At 60.9% G+C, this 20,785-nt stretch carries 20 protein-coding genes; 14 read left to right on the top strand and 6 right to left on the bottom strand.

Annotated elements, in window-relative coordinates:
- Positions 1–3: 3 nt before the first annotated feature.
- Positions 4–2,892, top strand: a complete 2,889-nt coding sequence (locus ACR0DO_RS15635; protein WP_480560085.1) for a DNA translocase FtsK — start codon at positions 4–6, stop codon at positions 2,890–2,892.
- Between the two features lie 39 nt (positions 2,893–2,931).
- A complete protein-coding gene (locus ACR0DO_RS15630; RefSeq protein WP_480560084.1) occupies positions 2,932–3,528 on the top strand; it encodes a LolA family protein in 597 nt (198 codons plus the stop codon).
- Positions 3,529–3,540: 12 nt separating this feature from the next.
- On the opposite strand, the gene ACR0DO_RS15625 is transcribed toward ACR0DO_RS15630, so the two are convergent.
- Positions 3,541–4,122, bottom strand: coding sequence for a transglycosylase SLT domain-containing protein (locus ACR0DO_RS15625; RefSeq protein WP_170447022.1), 582 nt, complete (start codon positions 4,120–4,122; stop codon positions 3,541–3,543).
- 264 nt (positions 4,123–4,386) lie between these two features.
- Here ACR0DO_RS15625 and hspQ point away from each other — a divergent pair, with 264 nt between their 5' ends.
- On the top strand, positions 4,387–4,713 hold the full coding sequence (gene hspQ, locus ACR0DO_RS15620; protein WP_170328114.1) for a heat shock protein HspQ: 327 nt from the start codon (positions 4,387–4,389) through the stop codon (positions 4,711–4,713).
- A 25-nt stretch (positions 4,714–4,738) separates the two neighbouring features.
- On the opposite strand, the gene ACR0DO_RS15615 is transcribed toward hspQ, so the two are convergent.
- From ACR0DO_RS15615 to ACR0DO_RS15605, 3 genes are all read right to left on the bottom strand, one after another.
- Positions 4,739–6,316 (bottom strand): gamma-glutamyltransferase family protein, encoded by a 1,578-nt coding sequence (locus ACR0DO_RS15615; protein ID WP_480560082.1) that lies wholly within the window; start codon positions 6,314–6,316, stop codon positions 4,739–4,741.
- 211 nt (positions 6,317–6,527) lie between these two features.
- On the bottom strand, positions 6,528–6,968 hold the full coding sequence (locus ACR0DO_RS15610; protein ID WP_480560080.1) for an ATP-binding protein: 441 nt from the start codon (positions 6,966–6,968) through the stop codon (positions 6,528–6,530).
- Between the two features lie 32 nt (positions 6,969–7,000).
- A complete protein-coding gene (locus ACR0DO_RS15605; protein ID WP_480560078.1) occupies positions 7,001–7,339 on the bottom strand; it encodes an STAS domain-containing protein in 339 nt (112 codons plus the stop codon).
- A gap of 102 nt (positions 7,340–7,441) precedes the next feature.
- Here ACR0DO_RS15605 and ACR0DO_RS15600 point away from each other — a divergent pair, with 102 nt between their 5' ends.
- Together ACR0DO_RS15600 and ACR0DO_RS15595 are read left to right on the top strand one after the other, a co-directional pair.
- On the top strand, positions 7,442–8,614 hold the full coding sequence (locus tag ACR0DO_RS15600) for a thiolase family protein (RefSeq protein ID WP_480560076.1): 1,173 nt from the start codon (positions 7,442–7,444) through the stop codon (positions 8,612–8,614).
- A 72-nt stretch (positions 8,615–8,686) separates the two neighbouring features.
- Complete coding sequence (locus tag ACR0DO_RS15595) at positions 8,687–9,136, top strand: GAF domain-containing protein (protein WP_480560074.1); 450 nt, start codon at positions 8,687–8,689, stop codon at positions 9,134–9,136.
- A gap of 16 nt (positions 9,137–9,152) precedes the next feature.
- Here ACR0DO_RS15595 and ACR0DO_RS15590 read toward each other — a convergent pair whose 3' ends face one another.
- Positions 9,153–9,428 (bottom strand): DUF1294 domain-containing protein, encoded by a 276-nt coding sequence (locus ACR0DO_RS15590; RefSeq protein ID WP_480560072.1) that lies wholly within the window; start codon positions 9,426–9,428, stop codon positions 9,153–9,155.
- A 117-nt stretch (positions 9,429–9,545) separates the two neighbouring features.
- Between ACR0DO_RS15590 and ACR0DO_RS15585 the strand changes: the two genes are divergently transcribed.
- The 9 genes from ACR0DO_RS15585 to rarD all read left to right on the top strand — a co-directional run bounded on the left by ACR0DO_RS15585 (position 9,546) and on the right by rarD (position 20,088).
- Entirely contained in the window at positions 9,546–10,115 is a 570-nt protein-coding gene (locus ACR0DO_RS15585) for an XRE family transcriptional regulator (RefSeq protein WP_170447008.1), read from the top strand.
- 77 nt (positions 10,116–10,192) lie between these two features.
- Complete coding sequence (locus ACR0DO_RS15580) at positions 10,193–10,573, top strand: GFA family protein (protein WP_170673175.1); 381 nt, start codon at positions 10,193–10,195, stop codon at positions 10,571–10,573.
- Positions 10,574–10,589: 16 nt separating this feature from the next.
- On the top strand, positions 10,590–13,037 hold the full coding sequence (locus ACR0DO_RS15575) for a GcvT family protein (protein ID WP_480560070.1): 2,448 nt from the start codon (positions 10,590–10,592) through the stop codon (positions 13,035–13,037).
- Between the two features lie 17 nt (positions 13,038–13,054).
- Entirely contained in the window at positions 13,055–13,531 is a 477-nt protein-coding gene (locus ACR0DO_RS15570) for a cupin domain-containing protein (RefSeq protein ID WP_480560069.1), read from the top strand.
- 12 nt (positions 13,532–13,543) lie between these two features.
- Positions 13,544–14,596, top strand: coding sequence for a zinc-binding dehydrogenase (locus ACR0DO_RS15565; RefSeq protein WP_480560068.1), 1,053 nt, complete (start codon positions 13,544–13,546; stop codon positions 14,594–14,596).
- A gap of 13 nt (positions 14,597–14,609) precedes the next feature.
- Entirely contained in the window at positions 14,610–15,503 is an 894-nt protein-coding gene (locus ACR0DO_RS15560; RefSeq protein ID WP_480560066.1) for a homocysteine S-methyltransferase family protein, read from the top strand.
- Positions 15,504–15,513: 10 nt separating this feature from the next.
- Positions 15,514–16,479 carry a helix-turn-helix domain-containing protein gene (locus tag ACR0DO_RS15555; protein WP_170446998.1) on the top strand — a complete coding sequence of 322 codons (966 nt, stop codon included), beginning with the start codon at positions 15,514–15,516 and terminating at the stop codon, positions 16,477–16,479.
- A gap of 89 nt (positions 16,480–16,568) precedes the next feature.
- Entirely contained in the window at positions 16,569–19,022 is a 2,454-nt protein-coding gene (locus ACR0DO_RS15550) for a GcvT family protein (protein ID WP_480560064.1), read from the top strand.
- A 133-nt stretch (positions 19,023–19,155) separates the two neighbouring features.
- On the top strand, positions 19,156–20,088 hold the full coding sequence (gene rarD / locus ACR0DO_RS15545; protein WP_480560062.1) for an EamA family transporter RarD: 933 nt from the start codon (positions 19,156–19,158) through the stop codon (positions 20,086–20,088).
- Here the strand turns inward: rarD and ACR0DO_RS15540 are convergent.
- Positions 20,079–20,783: an SGNH/GDSL hydrolase family protein gene (locus ACR0DO_RS15540; RefSeq protein WP_480560060.1), complete on the bottom strand. Its 705-nt coding sequence runs from the start codon at positions 20,781–20,783 to the stop codon at positions 20,079–20,081. The two genes, rarD and ACR0DO_RS15540, sit on opposite strands and share 10 nt — an antisense overlap.
- Positions 20,784–20,785: the final 2 nt, after the last annotated feature.

Raw genomic sequence — 20,785 nt, 5'->3', positions numbered from 1 at the left:
AAAATGGCATCATATAACGCGCGCAACCGCGATCCATTGCTGGACAGCACGACGCAAGCCGCCATCGAGCGGCGCAGCAAGGAGTTGATCGGGATCGCCCTGATCCTGCTGGGGCTGGCCGCCGCAGCAATGATCTGGTCCTACACGCCGGATGATCCGAACTGGATGGTGTCGACCGATGCGCCGGTGCAGAACTGGATGGGGCGGATCGGTGCCTCGATCGCGGCGCCGTTGTTCATGATTGTCGGTTGGGGCAGCTGGAGCATCGCATTGGTGCTGATCGGCTGGGGCGTGCGTTTTGCCGGGCATTTCGGCGAAGAACGCGCGGTTGGTCGTCTGATCTTTGCCCCGATTTGGATTGCTATTGTCTCAGTCTACGCGGCAACGCTGGTGCCGGGTGAGGCTTGGCGCGCGACCCACAGCTTTGGTTTGGGTGGGTTGTTTGGTGACACCGTGATGGGTGCGCTACTGACGCTGCTGCCGATCTCCTCGCATTTCATGGTCAAGCTGATGTCGCTGGCGATGGCCGCCGGAATGCTGACGCTGGGTGTCTTTGTTCTGGGGTTCACCAAGGCCGATGTGCGCAAGGGTTTCCGCGCCTTCTTGTTGGGTCTGGTGATGTCCTACGACATGCTGATGAACCTGCTGGGCCGTGGTGCCGCTGCCACCGCGCAGGCCGCGCGCGACCGTCGCACGCAGTGGGAGGAACGCAAAACCGCCCGTGCCGACGCCGTTTTCGATGATGAAATCGCCTTTGAAGACCCGGTCTTTGAAGAACCGGAGCTTGACGAGCCCGAGCCGGTAAAAACCGGTCTGCTGGCACGGATGCCCAGCCTGATCCGTCGCCCTGATCCGATGCCCGAACCCGAACTGGTCGATCCCGAACCCGTTGCAGGCTTTGACGAAATGCCGGGCGAGGATCGCATCCGGTCCAAAATCTCTGCCGCTGTGCGCAACCGCAAGGTCGCCGCAGGCGAGATGGCGCCCGAACATGATCCGAACCTGCCGCTGACCAAGGGGCGGGGCCGCGGTCCGGACCCGCTGATCCTGAACGCCAGAGGTGGCGAAGACCTGCCGCCTGAACCGCCGATGACCTCGGCCGGTCTGCCGCCGGAACCGATGCTGACGGCTGAGCCCGCGCCGGACTGGCAGCAAGACCCGCTGCATGAGGATTTCGCGCCCGAGCCGGATTTCGAAGACGAGGCCGTGTTCGAGGACGCTCCCGAACCCGAGCCGCAGCCGCGTCCGGCGATGAAAATCCCGGTGGCCGAGCCGCGCAAACCGGTGGTCGCCCAACCCGTGCGCCGCACCCCGCCGCCCTCGCGCCGGGCCCAGGCCGAGGCACAGCCTGCGCTGTCCTTTGAGGACAAACATGCGGATTTCGAGTTGCCTCCGCTGGGCCTGCTGTCGAACCCGGCCAGCATCCAGCGTCATCACCTCAGCGATGAGGCGCTGGAGGAAAACGCGCGGATGCTTGAAAACGTGCTGGATGACTATGGCGTCAAGGGTGAGATCGTCAGCGTCCGCCCCGGCCCCGTGGTCACCATGTACGAACTGGAGCCTGCTCCGGGCCTGAAGGCCAGCCGGGTGATCGGTCTGGCGGACGATATCGCGCGCTCGATGTCCGCCTTGTCGGCGCGGGTTTCGACCCTGCCGGGCCGATCGGTGATCGGGATCGAACTGCCGAACGAAAACCGCGAAATGGTGGTGCTGCGTGAAATCCTTGCAAGCCGCGATTTTGGCGATGGCAACCACGCGCTGCCTTTGGCGCTGGGCAAGGATATCGGCGGTGAATCTGTTGTGGCGAATCTGGCGAAGATGCCCCACCTGCTGATCGCGGGGACCACGGGGTCCGGTAAATCGGTGGCGATCAACACGATGATCCTGTCGCTGCTCTATAAGCTGACGCCGGATGAATGCCGCCTGATCATGATCGACCCCAAGATGCTGGAACTGTCGGTTTATGACGGCATCCCGCACCTGTTGTCGCCCGTTGTGACCGACCCGAAAAAGGCGGTCGTGGCCCTGAAATGGGTCGTGGGTGAGATGGAGGATCGTTACCGCAAGATGTCCAAGATGGGCGTGCGCAACATCGCCGGCTACAATGGCCGCGTGAAGGACGCGCAGGCCAAGGGCGAGATGTTCAGCCGCACGGTGCAGACCGGCTTTGACGACGAAACCGGCGAACCGATGTTCGAGACCGAGGAATTCGCACCAGAGGCGATGCCCTATATCGTCGTCATCGTTGATGAGATGGCCGACCTGATGATGGTCGCGGGCAAGGAAATCGAAGCCTGCATTCAGCGTCTGGCGCAGATGGCGCGGGCCTCGGGTATTCACCTGATCATGGCGACGCAGCGGCCTTCGGTCGATGTGATTACGGGTACGATCAAGGCGAACTTCCCCACCCGTATTTCGTTCCAGGTGACGTCGAAAGTCGATAGCCGCACCATTCTGGGCGAAATGGGCGCCGAGCAATTGCTGGGGCAGGGCGACATGCTGTATATGGCCGGTGGCGCCAAGATCACCCGTTGTCACGGCCCCTTTGTCTCGGACGAAGAGGTCGAGGAAATCGTCAACCACCTGAAACAGTTCGGTCCGCCCGATTACATGAGCGGCGTGGTCGATGGCCCGGCCGAAGAAAAGGCCGACAATATCGACGCCGTTCTGGGTCTGAACACCGGTGGCAACACCAACGGAGAGGATGCTCTGTACGATCAGGCGGTGGCGATTGTGATCAAGGATCGCAAATGCTCGACCTCCTATATCCAGCGGAAACTCGCCATCGGCTATAACAAGGCCGCTCGGCTGGTTGAGCAGATGGAGGACGAAGGCGTTGTTTCGGCGGCAAATCACGTCGGTAAGCGGGAAATCCTCGTCCCCGAGCAGTAGGATATTTAATAACAAGGGCAGAGCGCATATCTGTGTCACATGAAACAGATTGCTTTTGCCCTTGCCCTGACCCTGGCCGCACCTGCCGCCTGGGCGGCCGATAAACTGCCGCTGTCGCAGATTTCCAACTATCTGAACGATCTGAAAGCCGTTCAGACAACATTCACTCAGGTCAACGACGATGGCTCGCTGAGCACCGGAAAACTGTGGATGCAGCGGCCGGGCAAGATGCGGTTCGAATATGATCCGCCAAGCAGCGCCGTAGTGCTGGCCAACGCGGGCGCGGTGCAGATCTTTGACCCGAAATCGAATCAGCCGCCCGAGCAATACCCGTTGAAACGCACACCGCTGTCGCTGGTGCTGGCGCGCAATGTGAATCTGGGGCAGGCGAATATGGTTGTGGCGCATGATTTCGACGGCACCGCGACGGTCGTGACCGCGCAGGACCCCAAAAACCCCGAGTCCGGCCGGATTGAGCTGATGTTCACTGACAACCCTGTCGAACTGCGCAAATGGGTGATTCACGACAATGCGGGCACCCAGACAACCGTGTTGCTGGGCCAGCTGGACACGGATGCCAACCTGAGCCGGGATTTGTTCACGAAATCGAACAGAAGCGGGTCAGGCAATCGCTGACCCGCTAACCTGTCAGTAGCGGCAACCGGACAGTTGCGCCTGATACAGCTTGGCGCGTGCGTCCACGTCATTGGCGACGTTCAGCAGCCACGTCTTGCCGTAGTGGCTGCCGCGGGCGTAACCGGTGTGCCCCTCGTGATAGGCGAGGTACTGGTTGCGCGTGTCGCTGGGGTGAATGCCGTTCCGTTCGTAGCTTTTGTTCATGTACCAGCCGATGAAATCCGACGCGTCGCGGATGCGGTCCCGCTTGGCGCGGCGTTTGCCGGTTTCTTTCTGGTATTGCTCCCAAGTTCCGTCCAACGCCTGGCTGAAGCCGTAGGCGCTGCTTTGGCGGCCCATCGGTATCACACCCAGAACGTATTGGTGCGGCGTGCGGGCATCGTGCTTGTACCGGCTTTCCTGATAGATCGTCGCCATTTGCACGTGGACCGGGACGCCCCATTTCCGTTCGGTGCTTTTGAAGGCCTTTATGTATTCGGGCCGTTCGCGCGCAATGCTGCACGCGTCATTCAGTTTGCTGGGCGGTTGCTTGGAACCACCCCCACAGGATGCCAGAAGCAGCACCCCGAAGAGTACGAAAAGAATTCTGCTCATGTGCCTCGTGCCTTTTTCTTTCATTCTAGCGCAGATTGAGCGTTTAGGAAATCACATTCGTTGCGGAACAATAGCTCGAATTGGAGGTAAAGCTCCTGCGGACAGGGGAATTGAGATCATGAATCACTTTGGCCAAAGCGACGACACGGGCTGCGAATCCCGGCACTGTCGGCCAGAGGTTCACAGACTGTTTCCCTAAATTTCGGATCAATGATTGGCTTTTCGGCCCGGAAACAGGTAGTAAGACCATTGGGGGCAGAAACAATGCTGAAGACACATGCAAAGTATCGCCTGGGTCAGGTGGTTCGTCATAAAAAACATCCCTTCCGAGGGGTCATTTTTGACGTGGATGCAGAGTTTTCGAATACCGAAGAGTGGTATCAGGCCATCCCCGAAGACAGCCGCCCAATTAAGGATCAGCCGTTTTACCACCTGTTGGCGGAAAACGACCAATCCTTCTATGTTGCTTATGTTTCAGAACAAAATCTGGTTGCGGATCAGTCGGGCGAACCGGTTGAGCACCCGGATATCCCCGACATGTTCGGGCCGTTCGAAAACGGGTCCTACCCGCTGCATTTCCACCTGAATTGAGCTTCTCTGACCGCGCGTTCACTGGTCAAAACCCGAGGGCGCAACCGTCCTTTCGCGGGTCACTTGCGCCCTTCAGAACGCCATTTTCACAGATTCGAATGGCCTGTGCTCCGCCCATGGGCGTTTCTGGAATCTCAACAGTGTGGCCAATTTCACACAATTGTTGAGCCACCTTGGGCGAAATTCCGCGTTCAAGCTTCAATATGCCGTTTTCTGCAAAAGCACGTGGAGCGTCAATGCTGGCCTGCATGCCCAGCCCGTGGTCGGTCAGGTTTGACACGAACCGGGCATGACCGGTCGGCTGATAGGCACCGCCCATCACTCCGAACGGCATCAAAACCCGGCCATTCTGTTTCAGGAAGCCGGGGATGATGGTGTGCATCGGACGTTTGCCACCGCTCAACTCATTGGGGTGGTTTGCCTGGAGGGTAAAGCCAGCCCCGCGGTTCTGCAGCAGAATGCCGTATTTTTCTGACGCGATCCCCGAGCCGAAGCTGTGGAAGATGGAATAGATCAGCGAGACCGCCATCCTGTCCCGGTCCACCACGGTGATATAGACGGTGTCCTTGTGAATGGCCTCTGTCAGCGGGGCCGCAGCAGGCATCGCGCGCTTCGGGTCGATCAGTGCCGCCAGCCTGTCGGCCACGTCCTGATCCAGAAACCGATCCGCATGTGTTGTATGATCGGGATCAGCGATGAACCGGTTGCGGGCGTCATAGGCCAGCTTTGAGGCCTCGGCCTCGATATGCAGACGTTCGGCCCCGAACGGATCCATGCTGGCAAGGTCGAAATTCTTGAGGATGTTCAGCAGCAATATGGCCGTGGCGCCCTGACCGTTGGGCGGATGTTCGACCAGTTCCAGACCGTTATATGGGCTGCCGACGGGTTGCGTTTTGGTGCAGGCGGTGGCCAGAAAATCCTTGGCCGTGTGGGTGCCGCCCCGATGGGCCAGCGCTGCGATCATGTCCTCGGCGATGTCGCCGGAGTAAAACGCGTCCCGCCCGTCCCGGGCAATCCGGCGCAGAACCTCGGCCTGACCGGGGGATCGGAAAAGCTGCCCGACCTCAGGCGCCTTGTCGTTGATCAGGTAATGCGTCCGCGCCGCGCCTTGCAGGGTGGCTGCCCCGGTCGCCCAGTCCAACGCAACCCGCGGCGCGACCGGCACACCGGCCTCGGCATAATGGATGGCGGGCTGTAGGATGGTGTCCAGCCCCAGCCTGCCCTCGGTTTCCGCCAGATGGCAGAACGCATCGACCGCGCCAGGGATAGTTACCGCGTCCGCCGTATTCAGCGGCACGGCCATCAACCCTTGTGCTCGCAGTTTCTCGGCATTGGCGGCGGCAGGCGCGCGGCCCGAACCGTTCAGGGCACGGATTTCGTCCTCTCCGGCCCGGTTGTAAAGGATAAAGCAATCGCCGCCCAGCCCGGTCATCTGAGGTTCGCAAATGCCCAGCAGGATCGCACCGGCAATGGCCGCATCCATCGCGTTGCCACCACGCGCAAGAATGTCCACGGCCACTTTCGCGGCCAGAGGGTGCGACGTCGCGCACATCCCTTCGGTCGCCAGAACTTCGGACCGACCCGGAGTGTGAAAATCCCGCATGATGCTTTTCCCGATTTGAACGCGCCGAAGGTATCGCGCGGTCAGAAGTTGTCCAGTCACATGAAGGAGAAGGTCCTCGGCGCCGTTCACTGGGTGGGGGCTGTGACACTTGGCGCCGAGGGAAGCTATCTGAGCTACAGGTATCTTTTTGTCGGTTGTTTGCGGCGCCACAATGGTTCGATCTGGGCCTTATTGTGACGTTTTCTGGCCGTCAGGCAGGATCGGGAAAGTCAAATCGCAGCGACAGCCGGTTGCAGCCGTCAGAGCGTTCATAGCGGATGTCGCTGGTCAATTCGTGGATCAGGAACCAGCCAAACCCGCCTTCGGGCAGGTCTTCGATCGTTGATCCCAACGGTGCGGGTACGCCGTCCGGCACCCGAAACCCGGGCAAGGGGTTGCCGGTGTCCGAGATCAGGATATCCAGCCAGTTCCGGTGCAGGCGGCACCGCACCTTGACCTTGGCCGGTGTCACATCGGCATAGGCGTGTTCCACCACATTGTTGATCGCTTCGGCCAAAGCAATCTTCACGTCCCCCGCCTTGTGCTGCGGCAGCCCCTGTGTCGCCAGGCATCTGCTGAGCTGCGCAATACCGGCGCTGGCCTCAGACTCGGTCGCTGCAAAGCTCAGATCCAAACATTTGCCGTTACACATGGGCATTGGGCCTATTCAGGTGGTCAGGAGGGTCAGCCGGCCGCGGCCGACAGGGCATCATCCAGCGTCGGGTACAGTTTGAACACCGTGTCCATGCGGGTCAGCCGGAACACCTTTTCGACAAAGGGATGCAGCCCGGCCAGATCCAGCCTGCGGTCGTTACCAAGCTGCTTCATCGAGGCGACGATGGCGCCCAGCCCGCTTGAATCGATGAATTCAACGCTGCTCAGGTCCAGCACCACACGAATGGCGCCGCCTTCGGCCTCGTTGCGCATGTCTTCCTTGAACTGGATAGCCATGGCTGCATCAATCCGGTCTGAATGTACTTTGATAATCTGGGTTTCGTCGGTCGTTGTGCTGGTCAGGGCCATGCGCGACGGTCCTCTAATCTGAAAATCGCTGGTAGAAATACGCTAGACTGCAAATCTTACCATTCGGTATCCATCCAATGGAAAAAGAGGAGGATCATGCCGATGAAACAGGTCGTTATCGCCGGGGCCGCGCGCACACCCATGGGAGGGTTTCAGGGAATGTTCGACGGCGTGGCCGCCGCCGAACTGGGTGGAACCGCCATCCGTGCCGCCTTGCAGGGCGCAGGCGCGGATACGGTGGATGAGGTGCTGATGGGCTGCGTTCTGCCCGCCGGTCAGGGTCAGGCGCCTGCACGACAGGCCGGTTTCGCGGCAGGTCTTGGCGAAGAAGTGCCCGCGACGACCCTGAACAAGATGTGCGGATCGGGGATGAAGGCGGCGATGATGGCGTATGATCAGATCGCCCTGGGTCATGCGGATACGATGATCGCGGGCGGGATGGAGAGTATGACCAACGCCCCATATCTGCTGCCCAAGATGCGCGGCGGTGCGCGGATCGGACACGGTCAGGTGGTCGACCACATGTTTCTCGACGGGCTCGAGGACGCCTACGACAAAGGCCGCCTGATGGGCACCTTCGCCGAGGACTGCGCCGAAGCCTATCAATTCACCCGCGAGGCACAGGACGAATACGCGCTGAAATCGTTGTCCAACGCCCTGTCCGCCCAAGAAAACGGGGCGTTCGAGGGTGAGATCACGCCAGTGACCACCCGCACCCGCAAGGGCGAGGTCACCTTTGCCGAAGACGAACAGCCGCAATCCGCGCGACCCGACAAAATTCCGACTCTGAAACCCGCATTCCGTAAGGACGGTACGGTGACGGCGGCCAACTCCTCATCGATTTCTGACGGAGCCGCTGCGCTGGTCCTGGCCTCGGCCGACGCTGCCGAGGCTCAGGGCCTGACGATACGCGCCCGGATCGTCGGTCACGCCAGCCATGCGCAGGCACCCGGCCTGTTCACGACCGCCCCGGTCCCGGCGGCGCAAAAGCTGCTCTCGGCTATCGGCTGGTCCAAAGACGACGTGGACCTGTGGGAAGTGAACGAGGCATTTGCCGTTGTCCCCATGGCCTTCATGCATGAGATGGGCCTGCCGCGGGACAAGGTGAACGTGAATGGCGGCGCCTGCGCTTTGGGCCACCCGATCGGCGCGTCGGGCGCGCGCATCATGGTCACCTTGTTGAATGCGTTGGAAAAGCGAAACCTCAAACGCGGCATTGCGGCCATCTGCATCGGCGGCGGTGAAGGCACGGCCATTGCCATCGAACGGGTTTGACGCTTCATCTTTTTCCAAATACTCCGGGGGTTCGGGGGCAGCGCCCCCGCCCAGCACGAAAAAAGACTGACCATGACCGTTGACTACGACACGCTTGCCAAGACCATTTCCGCCCTGACCGAAGGCGAAACCGATCAGGTCGCCCTGATGGCCACAATGGCCTGCGAAGTGCACCACGCCGACGACCGCTTCGACTGGACCGGGTTTTACCGGGTGACCGAGCCTGGCCTGCTGAAGATCGGCCCCTATCAGGGCGGGCACGGCTGTCTTGTCATCCCGTTCGAGCGCGGCGTCTGTGGCGCTGCGGCGCGCACCGGCGAGGTGCAACTGGTGCCCGATGTGGATGCGTTTCCGGGTCACATCGCCTGTGCGTCATCCACCCGGTCCGAACTGGTGCTGCCGGTGCGGAATGCCGCGGGTGATGTGATCGCGGTGTTTGATATCGACAGCGACCAGCCGGATGCGTTCACCCAAGAAGATGCAGAGCGGCTGGCCCGCATCCTCGTGCAGGTTTTCGCCTAAGCGGGCAACGCGGACATCAGGCCGCGTGCCAAAGCTGCCATGTCGCAAAGCAAGTCGCTGCCTGCAGGCAGACGATAGCGAACAGCCACGTGGAAAACCCGCGTTTGCGGGTCTTGTGGTTGAATATCCACCGCCCCACCACTGCGCCAGGGCTACCGCCCAGGGCCGCCAGCCATAATAATCTACGCTCGGGGATGCGTCCTTTACGACGTCGTGCGCGCAGTTTGTCCCAGCCAAAAGCCAGCAGGCTCAGGATGTTAATTGCCCACAGGTAAAGCACAGCGATCCACATGCCGGAGGGATATCCACGCCGGGCTGCAATATCAAATGAAAAAAGGCTTGGAATTTTCACTGATTCGAGTCATCGTGAAAAACAGGGAGAAAATTTCACGACAATCAGGAGCGATCGGTGAACACACAGGCCCCTCAAAGCGCGACGCTTGGTGCGGATATCCGCGCCCTGCGCAAGGCGCGCGGTCTGACGCTGACTGAAATTGCCGAACGTCTGAACCGCTCTGTCGGGTGGCTCAGCCAGGTTGAACGGGACATGTCGGACCCGTCGATTTCGGACCTGCGTCAGATTGCCGAATGCCTGGGTGTGCCGATGTCGATGCTGTTCGCGCATTCCTCGGTGCCAGTGGCCGAGCAGGGTTACGTCGTGCGCGCCGGATCGCGCCGCCCGATGGGCTCGGGCGAAGAGGGGCTGATCGAAGAGCTGCTCTCGCCCGATCTGACCGATGACTTCGAAATGGTGCATTCCACGTTCGAGCCGCATTCAAAGATGCAGACGCCGGCAGACCGCCCAACGCAAGAGGTCGGTTATATGGTGTCAGGTCGTTTGGACCTGGTGATCGGGGGCCGCGCGTTTTCGGTTGGTCCGGGGGACAGCTTCCGCATCAAAAACGAACCCTATCAATGGTCCAACCCGTATGATGAGCCTGCGGTGGCCGTCTGGGTCATTGCGCCGCCGGTGTACTGACATGACGGAGTCCGCATTCAACATTTGCGGGGTTGGCAAAGCGCTCACCCATGCGCCAGCAGCAAGGAGATAATCAAATGCATACCGGTTCCTGCCTCTGCGGCGCTGTTTCGTTTGCCATCGACGGTGACCTGTCGCTGCCATCGGCCTGCCATTGCGGCCAGTGTCGCAAACAGTCGGGACATGTCTGGGCCTCGACCACGACCCATCAGGACAATCTCAGCTTTGCCGCCAGCGATGCGCTGCGCTGGTTCCGGGCCTCGGACATCGCGCGGCGCGGCTTTTGCAGTGCCTGCGGGTCTTTCCTGTTCTGGCAGCACAATGACGAGGACACGATTTCCATTTCCATGGGCGCCCTGAGCGAACCCACCGGACTGCACCTCGCCCGGCACATCTTTGTGGCCGACAAGGGCGATTACTACGACATCACAGACGATCTGCCCCAGCGGGCACAGTAAAAGAGGATCAATGCACATGAGCGATTTTCCAACCAAGGCCCGTGTGGTCATCATCGGCGGTGGCGTCGTTGGCTGTTCGTCCCTGTATCATCTGGCCAAGAAGGGCTGGACCGACTGCGTGCTGCTGGAAAAGAACGAACTGACCGCAGGTTCGACGTGGCATGCGGCGGGCAACGTGCCGACGTTTTCGACCTCGTGGGCGATCATGAACATGCAGCGCTATTCGACCGAGCTGTATGCGCGTCTGGCCGACGAAGTTGACTATCCGATGAACTACCACGTGTCGGGGTCGATCCGTCTGGCGCACAGCAAGGAACGGATGCAGGAATTCGAGCGCGCCATGTCGATGGGCCTGTATCAGGGCATCCCGATGGAGATGTGGACCCCGGAACAGGCGAAAGAGCGTTACCCGTTCCTCGAAACCCATGACCTGGAAGGCGTGCTGTACGACCCGACCGATGGTGACATCGACCCGGCGCAGCTGACTCAGGCCTTTGCCAAGGGCGCGCGCGACCTGGGCCAGAAGATCATCCGGTTCTGCCCGGCCACCGACGTCACCCAGCACGATGACGGCACCTGGACCGTGCACACCGAAAAAGGCGACATCGCCTGTGACTATGTTGTGAATGCCGCCGGTTACTATGCCCAGCGTGTGGGTGAGATGTTCAAGGCGTACGGCGGCCGCACCGTGCCCGCGATGGTCATGAGTCACCAGTACCTGCTGACCGACGAAGTGCCCGAGGTCGAGGCGTGGTCGAAGGAAAACGGCGGCAAGCTGCCGCTGCTGCGCGACGTGGATATCTCGTACTACCTGCGTCAGGAGAAGAACGGCTTCAACCTCGGCCCCTATGAGCCCAACTGTAAGGGCGAATGGATGACCGAAGACGATCCGATGCCCGAGGATTTCTCGTTCCAACTGTGGAATGACGATCTGGATCGGATCGAAGACATCGTCACCGACGCGATGGAGCGGGTTCCGCTGATGGCAACCTCGGGTGTGGGCCGCGTCATCAACGGTCCGATCCCCTATGCGCCCGATGGTCTGCCGCTGATTGGCCCGATGCCGGGAGTGACAAATGCGTTCGAAGCCCACAGCTTTACCTTCGGCATCGCGCAGGGCGGTGGTGCAGGCAAGGTGCTGGCCGAATGGATCGTCGATGGTCACACCGAATGGGATATGTGGGCCGTCGATCCGCGCCGCTACACCGACTATACCGATCAGGACTACTGCAACCAGAAAGGCATGGAGGTTTACGGCAACGAATACGCCATGCACTTCCCGCACCACGAATGGCCTGCGGCGCGGGACAAGAAGCTGTCTCCGGTCCATGCCAAGGTCAGGGAACTGGGCGGCGTGATGGGGGCCTATAACGGTTGGGAGCGCGCCAACTGGTTTGCCAAGCCGGGCGACGACACCTCTGAGGGCGCCACCCATACCTGGGGCCGGTTCGGGCCGTGGGAACAGCGCATCAAGGAAGAGTGCGAAGCCGTCCGCGACAATTGCGGCGTGCTCGACCTGCCGGGCTTCTCGCGCTTCATGGTCAAGGGTGAAGGCGCTGCTGAGGCGCTGCGCGGCCTGATCACCGGTGGTCTGCCCAAGGTTGGCCGCATCAACCTCGTCTATATCTCGGACGACCGGGGCCGCATCCTGACCGAGATGTCCTGTGTCCGCCTGGGCGAGGATGACTTCATGATGATCACTGCCGCCACCGCACAGTGGCATGACCGTGACATCCTGACAAAGGTCATGCCTGCCAGCGTCTCGGTCGAGGACGTCACCACCACCCGCGACACGCTGATCGTGACCGGCCCGAAATCGCGTGAGATTCTGTCGGGTCTGACTGATGCGGACCTGACCGCCGGGTGGCTGACCCATCAGGCGGCCACCGTTGCAGGTAAATCGGCCTTCCTGATCCGTGTTTCCTTCGCCGGTGAGCTGGGCTGGGAAGTCCACGCCCTGAACGAGGACATGCCCGCGATCTACGAGGCGATCCTCGACGCAGGCGCAACGCCGTTCGGAATGTATGCGTTGAACGCGCTGCGGATCGAAAAGGGCTACCGCACCTGGAAGGGCGATCTGTCCAGCGATTACTCGCTGCTGGAAGGGGGGCTGGAGCGGTTCGTCAAGCTGGACAAGCCGCAGGACTTCCCCGGCAAGGCCGCGATCCAGAACGAAAAGCAGCAAGGGGTGAAGAAATCCTTTGTCACGCTGACCGTTGAGGCTGGTGATTGCGATGCGCCTTACATGTCCTGCATCTCGCAGAACGGTGAGATCGTGGGCGAGACCACGTCGGGCGCTTGGGGCTATCGCGTCGGCAAATCCATCGCGCTGGGCATGGTCAAGACCGAAGCAGCCAACCCGGGCACCGAGCTTGAGGTGGAAATCTACGGCCAGAAATACCGCGCTGTGGTACAAGAGAACCAACCGCTCTGGGATCCGGCGAACGAGCGGCTGCGCGCGTAACCCCGGACGGAGGTGCCATGAGCAAGCGATACGCCAAATTGGGGCCCGGTGAGGGCCTCAACTATGACTGGGAAAACGACCATACCTTCGTCAAGGTGTCCGGTCAGGACTCAGGCGGTGCCTATACGCTCATGGAAGACAACCTGAAGGCCAGCTTTGCGCTTGGCCTTCATCGCCACGACAGCCATGCTGAAACTTTCTACTTTCTGGACGGTGAGGTGGATTTCTTCGTCGATGGCGACTGGCACCGGTGCACGGCGGGTACAACGATGCATGTCCCTGCGGGCGTGCCACATGCGTGCCGCGTGGCCGGGGGTGAACCGGCGCGGATGCTGATGATCTTTCAGCCCTCGGGGTTCGATGGCTTCCTTGCCGAGCTTGCGACAATGAGCGAGACCGATTTTGCGGATGAGGCTAAGATGGCCGCGCTGAATGCCCGTTACGACATCATCCCGATGGGGCCGGTTCCGGCGCATCCGGACGATCAAACCTGAAGGCCGCATCGGATGACACTCCCCAAAACCATGTCCGGTGTGCACCTGACCCAACACGGCGGGCCAGAGGCGCTGCAATGGCGCGAGGATATCCCGATGCCCCAGCCCGGGCCGGGTCAAGTACTGGTTCGGGTTCTGGCCGCTGGGGTGAACAACACCGATATCAACACGCGGGTCGGCTGGTATTCCTCTGACGTGACAGGTGCGACCGATGCCGTTGATCAGGATGTCGAGGCCGGAGGCTGGGGTGGTGCATTGCACTTCCCGCGCATTCAGGGCGGTGATCTGTGCGGCGTTGTTGAACTGGCCGGGCCTGAGACGGGTTTCCAGCCCGGTCAGCGCGTCACTTGCCCGATCAACCTGCCGCGCCCACGTCCGGGTCATCCGACCGGGTTCATTGCGTTGGGGTCCGAATTGGACGGCGCCTTTGCGCAATATTGTCTGGTCGAGGCGGATGATCTGTATGACGTGACCGCCTCGCCCCTGTCGGATGTCGAAATCGCCGCCATCCCCTGCGCCTTTGGAACCGCCGAAAACCTTCTGACCCGTGCGGGCGTGACCTCGGGGCAAAAAGTGTTGATTACGGGTGCGTCCGGCGGTGTGGGTCTGGCCGCTGTGCAACTGGCGGCGCTGCGGGGCGCAACTGTCTGGGGCGTGAGCAGCCCGGCCAAGGCCGAGGTGGTCAAAGGGCAAGGCGCGGTCGAGACCTTTGCACGTGATGCCACGCTGCCAGCGGATATGTTTGATGTGGTGATCGACGTTGTGGGCGGACCCGCATGGCCCGGCCTGATCCTGGCCTTGAAGCCGGGTGGCCACTATGCTGTGTCGGGCGCAATCGCGGGACCGATCGTTCAGGCCGATCTGCGCGACATCTATCTGCGCGACATTACCATCCACGGCTGCACCCATCAGGCCTTTGAGGTGTTCGGGAGGTTGGTCGAGATGATCAATGCCGGCCGGATCAGGCCCTTGATCTCAAAGACTTATCCGCTAAGGGACATTGCGGCGGCGCAGGCGGATTTTCAATCCAAGGCGTTCCCGGGCAAACTTGTTCTTATTCCGTGAAAGGGTTGGGAAAATGGCAAAAATCACTCTTCTGGATGGCTCAATTGGGCAGGAACTGGTCAAGCGCAGCGGTGACCGGCCGACGCCTTTGTGGTCGACTCGGGTGATGATCGATCGCCCCGAACTGGTCGGCGAGGTCCATGCAGAGTATTTCCGTCGCGGCGCGACGGTTGCTACCACGAATACCTATGCCTTGCATCGGTCACGGCTGGTGCGGGAAGGGATGGAAGATCAGCTTTACAATCTGATCGACGCTGCAGTTTCGCAGGCCGAGCAAGCGCGCGGCTCAAACGGAGGGCGTATTGCCGGGGTGTTGGGACCGCTTTTGGCCTCGTACCGGCCCGACCTGAAACCCGACGTGGATGAAGCGGCCGAGAAGTTTGCTGAATTGGCGCAGATGATGGCGGATCGTGTGGACTTTTTCCTGATCGAAACCGTGTCCTCGGTTCAGGAGGCCGAAGGCGCCCTGCGGGGTGCAGCGGAAGGCGGCAAGCCCGTCTGGCTGGCGCTGACAGTGATGGATGACGACGGCACGCGCCTGCGCTCGGGCGAGCCGCTGTCCGATATCGCGCCGGTAGTGGGCCGTTTTGCACCCGAGGCCGTGCTGATAAACTGCTCGCGCCCCGAGGCCATTCCCAACGCCTTGGACATCATAGCTGAATTCGGCCGGCCCTACGGGGCCTATGCGAACGGGTTCACCGGCATCACCCAGAAGTTTCTGGAAGACGCGCCCACCGTAGATGCGCTGGAACAGCGTCAGGATCTGGGACCCGAGGCCTATGCCGATCACGCGATGGCATGGGTTGCGCAAGGCGCGACCATTTTGGGCGGCTGCTGCGAGGTTGGTCCGGATCACATCGAAACTCTGGCCAACCGGTTGCGCGCCGCCGGTCACCAGATTGTCTGAGGTACACAGGATGCGGAACCCGGCGGACAATTCGGCCCAGCTGCATTTCGATATCCTGGTTGCGCCCGGATATGTGCTGTTGGAACTGGCTTCGCTGGTCGAGGTGCTGCGGCTGGCCAATCGTGTGTGTCCGTCGCCTCCGTTCAGCTATTCTTATCGGTCGCTGAAAGGCGGCCCGATTGCCAGCAGAAGCGATGCGGTGGTGCAAACCGAATCTGTGCCAACCCAACCCAAGGCGGATTACCTGTTCGTAATCGGTAATTCCGACCCCGATCACCCGGATCTGTCCCTGGGGCGCGTGGTCTCGGATTACACATTCCGCGGGGCCAAGGTGTTCCTGCTGGCCGAAGCCGCCAGCCGCTATATCGATGAACAAGGCACCGACGATATGGCAACACATTGGGAAAACGCTTCGTTCCTCCGAGAGCGCAGGGCGCGGTTCGAGGCCAAGCTGTCAATTGCAACGGAACAGGGCGCGGTGGTGACCTGCGCGGGGATGGAGGCGACGACGGATGTGGCGTTGGCAGTGATCGGGCGCCATATCTCGGGCCCGGCCAAGATGACGGTGGCCGACATCATGCTGCATGAAAACATCCGCGACTTTTCCTCGATGCAGCCGTTTTCCGGGGCCAAGCTGACAGCTACGGGCGATGCCAAGCTGGATCAGTGCATCAAGCTGATGCAGGCCAATATCGAAGACCCTTTGCCGATCCACCAGATTGTCGAATCGCTGCACCTGTCGAACCGCTCGTTGGAGCGGAAATTCAAAAACTACTTTGGAACCACGCCGAATGGGTTTTACCGCGAAATGCGGCTGGCGAAGGCCAACAACCTGTTGCTGAACACCACCATGAGCGTCCGCGAAATCGGATTGGCCTGCGGATTCCCCAACGGGTTTTCCTCTGTTTACAAGAGCTTTTTCGGCGTCACCCCCTTTGTCGTCAGGCGGGAAAAGCGGGCGGCGGCACATAGGTGAAAATTGCCGACACTGTGACGTTTTTGGTGCATTTATTGTCGATCTTCCATGTCATTTTGCCCCAAACCTGACACAGCGGAGATTTCAGGATGGTTGATCTTCCCAGCAAGGCCCGAGTGGTCATCATCGGCGGCGGCGTTATCGGATGCTCGGTCGCGTATCACCTGACCAAGAAGGGCTGGAGCGACGTGGTGCTTTTGGAGCGCAAGCAACTGACCAGCGGCACCACATGGCACGCGGCCGGTCTGATCGGGCAGTTGCGCGCGTCTTCCAACATGACCAAACTGGCGCGCTATTCCGCAGAGCTTTATCTGGGCCTCGAGGAAGAAACCGGTGTCGCCACCGGCCTGCGTCAGGTCGGCTCTGTTTCGGTCGCCCTGACCGGTGAGCGGTTGGAGGAGCTGTACCGAAATGCGGCAATGGCCCGGGCGTTTGGCGTGCCGGTCGAAGAGCTTTCACCGACGGAAGTCAAAGAGCGATATGCGCATATCAACCTCGATGGCGTGGCAGGTGGCGTTTGGTTGCCAACGGATGGTCAGGCGGATCCAGCCAACATTGCCTTGGCGCTGGCCAAGGGCGCGCGTCAACGCGGCGGGGTGATTAAGGAACGGGTGAAGGTGACCGGGATTTCCCGGCAAGGACGCCGTGTGACAGGTGTCGACTGGACCAGTGATGACGGGCAATCCCAAGGGCATATCGCCTGCGATATGGTTGTAAACTGTGCGGGAATGTGGGGCCACGAGGTTGGCAAGATGGCCGGCGTGAATGTGCCGCTGCACGCCTGTGAACATTTCTACATCGTTTCTGAACCTATTGAAGGCTTGAGCCAGATGCCGGTTCTGCGGGTGCCGGATGAATGCGCCTACTACAAGGAAGATGCAGGCAAAATGATGTTGGGCGCATTTGAGCCCAATGCCAAACCGTGGGCCATGAACGGGATTCCAGACAGTTTTGAGTTCGACCAACTGCCCGAGGATTTCGACCATTTCGAACCGATCCTCGAAGCGGCCTGCAACCGGATGCCGATGCTGGCTGAGGCGGGTATTCACACCTTCTTCAACGGCCCGGAATCCTTTACCCCCGACGACGCCTATCACCTGGGGTTGGCGCCCGAGACGGACAATGTCTGGGTCGCGGCTGGGTTCAACTCGATCGGTATCCAATCCGCCGGTGGCGCAGGCATGGCCCTGGCCGAGTGGATGGATAGTGGTGAGAAACCCTTTGATCTGGGTGACGTGGATATCGGTCGGATGCAGCCGTTTCAGGGCAACAAGACATACCTTTTCGAGCGCTCGAAAGAGACGCTGGGTCTGCTCTATGCCGATCACTTCCCCTATCGGCAAAAGGCGACCGCGCGCGGGGTGCGTCGCACGCCGTTCCATCATCACCTGCTGGAGCAGGGCGCCGTCATGGGCGAAATCGCCGGTTGGGAGCGCGCCAACTGGTTCGCCAATGAAGGGCAGGAGCGTGAATACCAGTATAGCTGGAAACGCCAGAACTGGTTCGAGAATTCGGCGGCTGAACACCGCGCGATCCGCGAAAACGTCGGCATGTATGACATGTCGTCCTTCGGAAAGATCCGCGTGGAAGGGCCGGATGCCGAGAAGTTCATGAATTACATTGGCGGCGGCGACTATTCAGTGCCCAATGGCAAGATCGTCTATACCCAGTTCCTGAACCGCACCGGCGGGATCGAGGCGGATGTGACCGTCACCCGCCTGACCGAAACCGCCTATCTGGTCGTCACACCGGCGGCGACGCGCCCGGCCGACCAGACCTGGATGATGCGCCACGCGGGCAACTTCAACGTGGTCATCACCGACGTGACCGCGGGCGAAGGGGTTCTGGCCGTCATGGGCCCGAATGCACGTGCGCTGCTCGAGAAGGTCTCGCCCAACGATTTCTCGAACGCGGCCAATCCGTTCGGCACCGCGCAAGAGATCGAGCTGGGCATGGGCCTCGCCCGTGCCCACCGCGTGACTTACGTGGGCGAGCTTGGGTGGGAGATTTATGTTTCCTCCGACATGGCTGGCCACGCGTTCGAAACGCTGCACGAGGCGGGACAGGGCATGGGGCTGAAGCTGTGCGGTATGCACATGATGGACAGTTGCCGGATCGAGAAGGGCTTCCGCCATTTTGGTCACGATATCACCTGCGAGGACCACGTGGTGGATGCCGGGTTGGGCTTTGCGGTCAAGGTCGATAAGGGCAGTGATTTCATCGGCCGCGAGGCGGTGATTGCACGCAAGGAAAGCGGTCCCAAGAACCGTCTGGTGCAATTCAAACTGACCGATGCCGAGCCGCTGCTGTTCCACAATGAGCCGATCATCCGGGATGGCGAATATGTGGGCTATCTGAGCTCGGGCAACTATGGCCACACGCTGGGCGCTGCCATCGGTCTGGGTTACGTGCCGTGCGAGGGCGAAAAGGCGGCGGATGTACTGGCCTCGACCTATGAGATCGACGTCTGCGGCGTAAAGGTCAGGGCCGAGGCATCGTTGAAGCCGATGTACGACCCGAAATCGGAACGTGTTAAAGTATAATCAAATTGTCGGGGCGCTGCGGCGCCCCGGCTCTTTTCTTGGGGTTGCCGGTGGTAACCGCGAAGTATCAGAATTCCTGATCGCCTGCTTCACAGTTTTCGCAGTTCCCAACTAGGTCTGATTTGCCGTAGAGATGCCCGATATCAATCGGAGACCCGCCGTGGCAGATACCCCCGTCCCGCCGAACAGAGAAGATACGCCCAAAGGGTTGGCATTGGCCGTGACGGCTTATGTCCTGTGGGGTTTTCTGCCGCTCTACATGAAGGCGATGTCTCATGTTGGACCAATTGAACTCGTTTCTCACCGCGTCATCTGGTCGGTTCCGGTGGCAGGGCTGCTGCTGGTGGCCTTGGGACGTACGCGAGATCTGAAGGCGGCATTGGCGAACCCGAAGATGCTGGGGATGGCTTGCATAACGGCCGCTCTGATTTCGGTGAACTGGGCAATATATGTCTGGGCCATTGCCAATGACCGGGCGCTGGACGCGGCGCTGGGCTATTACATCAATCCGTTGTTCAGCATTGCTCTGGGCGCGGTTCTGCTGCGCGAGCCGTTGACGAAGACGCAACTGGCGGCGGTGGCCATTGCGGCGCTGGGCGTTTTGGTTCTGGTTGTCGAGGCAGGCAGCCTGCCGTGGCCTGCGCTGGGGCTGATGGTCAGCTGGGGATTCTATGCGTTTTTCAAGCGGTCGCTGCCGATTGGGCCAAATCAGGGGTTTCTCCTTGAGGTTCTGATCCTGCTGATCCCGGCGCTGATGTATGTCACGTGGCTGGGGGTGCAGGGCACGGGGCATTTCGGCGTTGGGGCCTCGGACACCATGTTGCTGGCCTGTGCAGGTGTTGTCACGGCTGTGCCGCTGCTGGTTTATGCCAACGGGGCGAAACTGGTGCGGCTGTCGACGATGGGCATTCTGCAATACATCGCGCCGACCATGATCTTCATCACTGCGATCACTGTGTTCGGCGAACAGATCGACCGGGGGCGTATGATCGCGTTTCCGCTGATTTGGACGGCGCTGGTGGTGTACTCGATCCCGATGATCCGGCAGATGCGGGCTCAGACCTGACGCAAGAGGCGGGCGGCCTGGTCGGCCCAGACCGCATAGGTTTTAGGGCTCGGGTGGTAGCCGTCAGGCGCGGCCAGGGCCGGGTCGTTGGGTAAATCCAATTGCAGATGTCTTGCTTGTGGGAAACTGGCCGCGACCTGTTGCAAACCGCGATCCAGCCGTGCGGCCTGACATCCCAGAACCCACGCCAGAGGTTGCGGCAGGGCCGGGAAAAGGTGCATCTGCGGCACAGCCGTAACCACCAGCCGCCGCACGCCCAGAGGGCCGGTCAAAAGCTCCAGCAATCGGGTCTGGTGGTCGACGAACCGCCGGCGTGTCACGCCGCGCGTCACGTCATTCACGCCAAGAGCGGTGACGGCCATGTCGAACTGGCCACTCAGGCCGTGCAGTCGGTCAATCGTGTCCTGTGTTGTATGCCCGGTCGTGGCCTCAAGTCGCCATTCGACCGTATAGTGCTTGGCCAGCCGGGCCACGAGGTAGCCTGACAGCGCCTGCGCTTGTGTCCCGGCACCGACCCCCGCAGCAGAGCTGTCGCCCGCGATCAGAAGACGCCGCCGCGGTCCGCGCCCCGCGCGCCCTTCGCGTGGCCCGGTGGGTTCCGGCAGCATCTGGGCGTTGCGGCGTACTGACAGGCCCTGAGCCGCCAGAACTGGTAATAGTGGCACACGCAGCAGCTGATCGGCGGCAACAGGCATGG

Source organism: Ruegeria sp. AM9 (assembly GCF_056540565.1).
Note: the sequence above shows the minus strand (reverse complement) of the source record. Positions and strands in the feature narration are given on the sequence as shown.

What these genes read in the sequence shown, in the direction of transcription:
- ACR0DO_RS15635 (WP_480560085.1), top strand. Translation starts at nt 4, where the DNA reads ATGGCATCATATAACGCGCGCAACCGCGATCCATTGCTGGACAGCACG.
- ACR0DO_RS15630 (WP_480560084.1), top strand. Translation starts at nt 2,932, where the DNA reads ATGAAACAGATTGCTTTTGCCCTTGCCCTGACCCTGGCCGCACCTGCC.
- ACR0DO_RS15625 (WP_170447022.1), bottom strand. Translation starts at nt 4,122, where the DNA reads ATGAGCAGAATTCTTTTCGTACTCTTCGGGGTGCTGCTTCTGGCATCC.
- hspQ (WP_170328114.1), top strand. Translation starts at nt 4,387, where the DNA reads ATGCTGAAGACACATGCAAAGTATCGCCTGGGTCAGGTGGTTCGTCAT.
- ACR0DO_RS15615 (WP_480560082.1), bottom strand. Translation starts at nt 6,316, where the DNA reads ATGCGGGATTTTCACACTCCGGGTCGGTCCGAAGTTCTGGCGACCGAA.
- ACR0DO_RS15610 (WP_480560080.1), bottom strand. Translation starts at nt 6,968, where the DNA reads ATGTGTAACGGCAAATGTTTGGATCTGAGCTTTGCAGCGACCGAGTCT.
- ACR0DO_RS15605 (WP_480560078.1), bottom strand. Translation starts at nt 7,339, where the DNA reads ATGGCCCTGACCAGCACAACGACCGACGAAACCCAGATTATCAAAGTA.
- ACR0DO_RS15600 (WP_480560076.1), top strand. Translation starts at nt 7,442, where the DNA reads ATGAAACAGGTCGTTATCGCCGGGGCCGCGCGCACACCCATGGGAGGG.
- ACR0DO_RS15595 (WP_480560074.1), top strand. Translation starts at nt 8,687, where the DNA reads ATGACCGTTGACTACGACACGCTTGCCAAGACCATTTCCGCCCTGACC.
- ACR0DO_RS15590 (WP_480560072.1), bottom strand. Translation starts at nt 9,428, where the DNA reads ATGTGGATCGCTGTGCTTTACCTGTGGGCAATTAACATCCTGAGCCTG.
- ACR0DO_RS15580 (WP_170673175.1), top strand. Translation starts at nt 10,193, where the DNA reads ATGCATACCGGTTCCTGCCTCTGCGGCGCTGTTTCGTTTGCCATCGAC.
- ACR0DO_RS15575 (WP_480560070.1), top strand. Translation starts at nt 10,590, where the DNA reads ATGAGCGATTTTCCAACCAAGGCCCGTGTGGTCATCATCGGCGGTGGC.
- ACR0DO_RS15570 (WP_480560069.1), top strand. Translation starts at nt 13,055, where the DNA reads ATGAGCAAGCGATACGCCAAATTGGGGCCCGGTGAGGGCCTCAACTAT.
- ACR0DO_RS15565 (WP_480560068.1), top strand. Translation starts at nt 13,544, where the DNA reads ATGACACTCCCCAAAACCATGTCCGGTGTGCACCTGACCCAACACGGC.
- ACR0DO_RS15560 (WP_480560066.1), top strand. Translation starts at nt 14,610, where the DNA reads ATGGCAAAAATCACTCTTCTGGATGGCTCAATTGGGCAGGAACTGGTC.
- ACR0DO_RS15555 (WP_170446998.1), top strand. Translation starts at nt 15,514, where the DNA reads ATGCGGAACCCGGCGGACAATTCGGCCCAGCTGCATTTCGATATCCTG.
- ACR0DO_RS15550 (WP_480560064.1), top strand. Translation starts at nt 16,569, where the DNA reads ATGGTTGATCTTCCCAGCAAGGCCCGAGTGGTCATCATCGGCGGCGGC.
- rarD (WP_480560062.1), top strand. Translation starts at nt 19,156, where the DNA reads ATGCCCGATATCAATCGGAGACCCGCCGTGGCAGATACCCCCGTCCCG.
- ACR0DO_RS15540 (WP_480560060.1), bottom strand. Translation starts at nt 20,783, where the DNA reads ATGCCTGTTGCCGCCGATCAGCTGCTGCGTGTGCCACTATTACCAGTT.